The 4272-nt window shown below is 70.4% G+C and carries 4 protein-coding genes and 1 other RNA gene; 4 read left to right on the plus strand and 1 reads right to left on the minus strand.

All coding sequences use genetic code 11. The annotated features are described in order from the left end of the window. The coding region (locus tag ACTUAL_RS07060) for an ATP-dependent helicase C-terminal domain-containing protein (RefSeq protein WP_440899680.1) at window positions 1-415 on the plus strand (415 nt) is incomplete at its 5' end. Window positions 416-808: 393 nt separating this feature from the next. Then, entirely contained in the window at window positions 809-1708 is a 900-nt protein-coding gene (locus ACTUAL_RS07065) for a hypothetical protein (protein ID WP_440899681.1), read from the plus strand. Window positions 1709-1767: 59 nt separating this feature from the next. Here ACTUAL_RS07065 and ssrA read toward each other — a convergent pair. Then, window positions 1768-2141: a transfer-messenger RNA gene (ssrA, locus tag ACTUAL_RS07070) on the minus strand. Between the two features lie 162 nt (window positions 2142-2303). Between ssrA and ACTUAL_RS07075 the strand changes: the two genes are divergently transcribed. Both ACTUAL_RS07075 and ACTUAL_RS07080 read left to right on the plus strand, forming a co-directional pair. Beyond that, entirely contained in the window at window positions 2304-3554 is a 1251-nt protein-coding gene (locus ACTUAL_RS07075; protein WP_440899682.1) for a sensor histidine kinase, read from the plus strand. After that, the gene (locus ACTUAL_RS07080; protein WP_177154518.1) at window positions 3542-4186 is read left to right on the plus strand and encodes a response regulator transcription factor; all 645 of its coding nucleotides are present in this window, start codon (window positions 3542-3544) and stop codon (window positions 4184-4186) included. Before ACTUAL_RS07075 ends, ACTUAL_RS07080 begins: the two co-directional genes overlap by 13 nt. Window positions 4187-4272 lie beyond the last annotated feature (86 nt).

Here is a 4272-nt window from a genome sequence, read left to right on the forward strand (position 1 = left end):
CCCGCTGGTGGACCTGGGCAACGCCCGCCGCAAGTCCGACCTGGCGAAGCTGAAAGCCGACCACGTGCTGCAGGCGGCGATGCCGTGGCCCGCGGCGGTGAAGTTCGACGAACTGGCCCCGGACCGCTTGGAAGTCCCGTCGGGTTCGAGGATCGCCGTCGACTACTCCACCACGCCGCCGACCTTGCCGGTGAAGGTGCAGGAGGTCTTCGGCTGGACCGAAACCCCGACCGTGGCGGGAATCCCCCTGGTCCTGCACCTGCTCACCCCGGCAGGCCGTCCGACGGCGGTGACGGGAGACCTGAAGTCGTTCTGGCAAACGGGCTATCCGCAAGTCCGCGCCGAACTGCGCGGCCGCTACCCGAAACACCGCTGGCCCGAAGACCCGATGACGGCGCCGCCAGCTCGGCGCTGACGGGGCGCGTTACGAAACAAAAAGTTTTTAAGTCCGGGGAATCTACCAGGGGAAATGAGGGCGTTCAGCGGGCCAAAGAGTGACGTTGCGGTATCCGCTAGGCTTGTTCTGCGGGCATACCCATGCCCGGCGGCCCAGGTGACACACCTGGGCTTTTCTGTTTCAGGGCCTCGTGTCATCGACACGGGGCCCTTTCGCATGAGGAGATCCGATGCCGCCGATCACCGACACCGTCCCTCTGGTCATGGCGTTCAGCACGTGGTGCGTGGCAGCAGCGTGCTCCGCACGCACCGCTCAGACGGTCGCCATCGCGGCGATCAACCGCGCGAACCCCTGCGACCTCGCAGCCGTACTGGGAGCACTGCCCGGCGTCCTGCCGACGAGGAGCCGCGCGTGATGCTTTCCGACCCCACCGCGAGGGCAGCACTGCGCAACGATGACGACGTCCTCGGCTTAGCGCTCGCCCAGCTGAACGCCAACGACGCCGCCTTCTTGATCCTGCACCACTGCTTTAAGGTTCCCGTGGCAGCACTGACCAAGACCTGGGTGGCGAACGGTGTGCCACTGATCCCCGACTACGACTACCTGGGGCACGTCCACGGGATGTTGGACCACGCGCGCTTCAGTGTGGCCAGTTACCTCGAGGAGCAGGGCATCACCTGGGAAGACCTCGACTGGCAGTCCTCTGCGGCTGTTCGAGCGATCGGCGATCGCTACGGTGTGGACCGCTTGCTGCCCTGCGCCGACTGCGGGCAGGACAAGATCCCGATCATCGCCCCAGGTGGTCGCCCCCGCGAGTACTGCTCCAACGCGTGCAGGCAGTCGGCGTACCGAAAGCGCTTGTCCACTCCCCACTCAGACCTCAACGCCCCCGAGCGAGGAATGCTGCCCTGCTTCGCGGGGATGGAGCGACAAATCCCCTTCAGGGTGCGCATGGCCCTCGTCGCCCTGGTGAGCTCTGGCACAGTAGGCGCAGAACGCCTGCTGTTGCCGCCAGTGGACAGCAGCCAACCCCATGAGGGCGGGTTCGAAAAGCGCTGGTCAAGAGCCAGTCCGATGACGTGGGCCGCACGCGTAGCCGCAGCCTACTGGTTTCGCCGAGGAGTGTGGGACTTCTCGGTGCACCAGAGCCACCCATCGGAGTTCAAGCCTCACCACATCAGCTTGACCTGTCGCTACCTGGACCAGTCACCTGGGTTCTTCGAGCGGTACGGCGGCATCGAGTGGTTGGAGATCCCCCGACCCCGAGCCGCAGGCCCGGTCACCGCCCTGCGCATCACGACCCGCAACTAGCGGCCCCCGGAAACGACGAATGGCGAGTGCTCGAAGAGTTCGAGCACTCGCCATCCACCGAGTGGAGGTGCCGGGAATCGAACCCGGGTCCTCTGCCGGCTCATCAAGGCTTCTCCGTGCGCAGTCCGCTATGCCTCTGCTCGGCCCCGACGATCACGCGGACAAGACGTCGTGACAGGCCCAGTCACTGTGGGTGTCCCAACCGCTCCCCGTGACCGGGAACGGAGGTGAAGCCTCCTAGCTGATGCCGGCGACCGGAGCGGAGGCTCCTCCGGGCCGACAGCGTTGCTCCTAGCCTCAGGCGGCGAGGGCGAACGCGCGCTGGTCGTTAGACTTGGCGCTTATTGGTTTGCGATGACGCTTGCGGTGGTCTCTCGCCTGCACCGGCACGCTTCCCTTGAATCGACGCACAAAGTCGAAACCGTTCACCCCCTGGTCGGGTACCTGACTCCACCATCATAACGCCCCGCGCCACCGATTTCATTCCCCGTGCCCCGGTGGGGCTGCCCCTACCGGAAGGCGGCGGTGCGCCTCATGGTTCCGGCTGGTCGGAGGGGGCAGGCGGGGGTGGGCGGAGCGCGAGGACGGGGAGCTGATGACGGCGCGGGTGAGACCGGTCGCTGGGCGGGCCGCGGGGTACTTCCTGCTGGCCCCGGTCACCGGAGTGGTGTGGTGCCTGCTGCTGGTGCCGCTGACCCTGCTGGGCCTGGCCACGGCGCCGGTGCTGGTCGGGCTGCCGCTGCTGGCGCTCGCGATGGTGCTGGCGCGCGCCAGCGGGGGTTCGGAGCGCGGGCTGGCCAGGGTCGCGCTCGGGGTTGATGTTCACCCGCCCGCGCCGCGGGTTCGCCCGTCCGGGCGGTTCGGGTGGGTCTGGGGGCCGGTGCGGGACGCCGCCGCGTGGCGGGCGCTGCTGTACCAGTTGCTGGTGCTCGTGCCGCGCGTCGTGCAGTTCGCCGTGCTGCTGGCGGCGTCGGTGGCGGCGGTGGTGCTGATCGCGCTGCCGCTCGCCACGCTCTGGCTGCCGTTCGCGATCGCGGTGGACCTGGGCGGCGGCCGGGAGTGGCTGATCGACTCCTGGTACTCGGGGCTGCCCGCCGCGCTGCTGGGCGGGCTGCTGTGGCTTGTCATGCTGGACGGCCTGAGCTCGGCGGCGAGCTGGCAGGGGTGGCTGGTGCGGGTGATGCTGGGCCCGTCGCGGACGGCGGAGCTGACCGCCGAGGCGCAGCGGCTGCACGTGAGCCGGGCGCGCGGGGTGGAGGCCGCCGAGGCCGAGCGCAGGCGCATCGAGCGGGACCTGCACGACGGCGCGCAGCAGCGGCTGGTGTCGGTGGCGATGAGCCTCGGCCGGGCCAAGAGCAAGCTGGGCAGCGACCCGGAGGCGGTGCGGGCGCTGATCGACGAGGCGCACGCGGACGCGAAGCTGGCGATCTCGGAGCTCCGCGACCTCGCGCGCGGCATCTACCCGTCGGTGCTCGGCGACCGCGGCCTGGACGCCGCGCTGTCCTCCCTGGCGGCCCGCTGCCCGGTGCCGGTGGAGGTGTCGGTGAAGGTGGAGCCGCGCCCGCCGACCGCGGTCGAGAGCACCGCCTACTTCACCGTCGCCGAGGCGCTCACGAACATCACCAAGCACTCCGGCGCCACGCGCGCGCGGGTCGCGGTGTCGCGCACCGGGACGTCCGTCGTGGTGGAGGTCGTGGACAACGGTCGCGGCGGCGCCTCGGTGCGCCAGGGGGGCGGCCTGGCGGGACTGGCCGACCGGGCTGCGACGATCGACGGCGTCGTCACCGTGGTGAGCCCGGTCGGCGGCCCCACATCGATCAGGACGGAGCTGCCGTGCGCGTGGTGATCGCCGAGGATTCGGTGCTGCTGAGGACGGGGGTGCAGCGGCTGCTGGAGGACGAGGGCATCGAGGTCGTCGCGGCGGTGGAGGACGGGGTGGCGCTGCTGGACGCCGTGCGCGAGCACCGGCCGGACCTGGCGCTGGTGGACGTGCGGATGCCGCCGACGTTCACCGACGAGGGCCTGCGCGCGGCGATCGAGGCCCGCAGGCTGGTCCCAGGGCTGCCGGTGCTGGTGCTGTCGCAGTACGTCGAGGAGCGCTACGCCGTGGACCTGCTGGTGGGCGGCGCGAGCGGGGTCGGCTACCTGCTCAAGGAGCGGGTGGCGGACGTGGCCGAGTTCGTGGCGTCGGTGCGCCGGGTCGCGGAGGGCGGCACGAGCATCGACCACGAGGTGATCACCCAGCTGATGGCGCGCAGCAAGCGCGACCCGCTGGACTCGCTCACGCCGAGGGAGCGGGAGGTGCTGGGCCTGATGGCGCAGGGCCTGTCGAACACCGCGATCGCGGCGGAGATGACCGTGTCGGACGGTGCGGTGGAGAAGCACGTCGGCAACATCTTCAGCAAGCTGGGCCTGGAGCCGAGCACCGCCGAGCACCGGCGGGTGCGGGCCGTGCTCACCTACCTCGGCCGGGCCTGAGACGACGAGAAGCGGCCCCGGCTGAGTGCCGGGGGGCTGCGGGGGGGCAGTGCGGTGGGGGGGGGGGGCGGCTAGTAACGCCCGCC

Source organism: Actinosynnema sp. (assembly GCF_052038725.1).

Coding starts and splice junctions, on each gene's coding strand:
- ACTUAL_RS07075 (WP_440899682.1), top strand. CDS start 2,304: ATGACGGCGCGGGTGAGACCGGTCGCTGGGCGGGCCGCGGGGTACTTC.